Below are 1,679 nucleotides of genomic sequence, written 5' to 3'. Positions count from 1 at the left end.
CATAAGTATAAAAACAAACACGAATTTCACTAATTACAACTAATTCGTTCGTGAAATTAATTTCACAAACTAAGCTAACGATTAAAATTTGTGCAAATTTGTGAAATTCGTGTTTAAAATTGACTTATAATATTTGTACCTACATGTAGCATGGCTATCGTGATGTTAATGCAAGTGAAATGCTTTTTTTCAACATTTCGCAAATCTATGTTTCTCCTATGTTTGCGAAGTTATTGATTTTAACTTTAAAAGTTAATAATTTTGAAATGTGAAGTGAAAAGGAATGAGAGAACATATGTATTTAAATAGTTCAGAGAAACATATTGGCACATAGAAATATCCTCATTCCTTTTGATCTTTTAGAGTCTGAACAGAATGTAAGGAATTAGGTAAATCCTAATATCCAGAATATCGATCAGGAGAAAAGACGAAGGAAGATTCATCACTTTATAAAATTAAACTTTAAAGTTATGAAAGAATTAAAACAAATAGTTGGGGTTGATATAGCCCAAAAGGAATTGGTGGTTACTTTAGGGAGAATGTTTAGTGATTTAAGCATTGAATTGTATGCCTATAAGGTTTTTAAAAACACAGAAAAAGGATTTATATCCTTAACAGATTGGGTAAAAAAGCTGACCAATGATCAGGTGAAAGTTCTTTATGTAATGGAAGCCACAGGTGTTTATCATCAGAGATTTGCCTATTATTTAGATACGAATAATTATCAGCTCAGTATAATATTGCCCAATAAGATTAGCAATTATATCCGAACATTGGATTTAAAAACTATTACAGATAAAACCTGTTCACAATCCATCGCTCAATTTGGGTTGGAAAGGAAATTAGATTTATGGAAACGTCCAAAAGCGGTTTATAAAAACCTGCAGCAATTAACCCGTGAGAGAGACCAAATAGTTACAGAACGAGCTTCGGCAAAAAATCAATTACATGCAGAATTATCAGAAGCAGAGCCAAATGAAAAAAGTTTAAAACGAATAAAATCAAGAATTGGTTTTTTAAGTAGTCAGGAAAAAGAGATTAAAGACGATATTGCCCAGATTGTAAAAACCGATCAGAACCTAATCAAAGAAATAGATATTCTTTGCACATTACCCGGAATTGGGGAATTAACAGCAGTAATAATTTTGGCTGAAACAAATGGATTTGAATTGATCAGAAATAAAAAACAATTAGCAAGTTATGCCGGACTTGATGTAAAAGAAAAGCAATCAGGAACATCGATAAAAGCAAAACCCAGAATATCAAAAAAAGGAAACACTTCTTTGCGAAGAGCAATGCATTTTCCAGCCTTAACAGCTGTAAAATGGGACGATAACTTTCGAGAATTATATGCCAGATTAGTCTCAAGACATGGTATAAAAATGAAAGGATTGGTAGCGGTTCAAAGAAAATTACTAGAAATGACTTATACACTATTTAAAAACAAAGTAGCTTATGATAAAGAATATAGAAAAACAAAAAATAGCGTGCAAGTACAATGACTTAAACACGCTATAGAGTCTAGTTTTAAACTGACTTAGTTACAAAAGTAAAAAAAAATAATAGATTTAATTTGAAAATCAACACAGAATCTATGTGTTTGAAATAATTACACTCAACGCTTACCTTCAAATTTTAAAAAATATAAATGAATACCTACAAGGTTTTAAAAACCTTGC

General features: G+C 30.4%; 1 protein-coding gene. It reads left to right on the top strand.

The window, feature by feature from the left end; all coding sequences use genetic code 11:
- Positions 1-470: 470 nt before the first annotated feature.
- The gene (locus ACHZDT_RS05105) at positions 471-1,502 is read left to right on the top strand and encodes an IS110 family transposase (RefSeq protein ID WP_394773566.1); all 1,032 of its coding nucleotides are present in this window, start codon (positions 471-473) and stop codon (positions 1,500-1,502) included.
- Positions 1,503-1,679 lie beyond the last annotated feature (177 nt).

This window comes from Flavobacterium sp. (assembly GCF_043722275.1).
Classification (GTDB): Bacteria; Bacteroidota; Bacteroidia; order Flavobacteriales; family Flavobacteriaceae; genus Flavobacterium.
The sequence above is the reverse complement of the archived record's forward strand: the minus strand, read 5'-3'. Positions and strand labels throughout refer to the sequence as shown.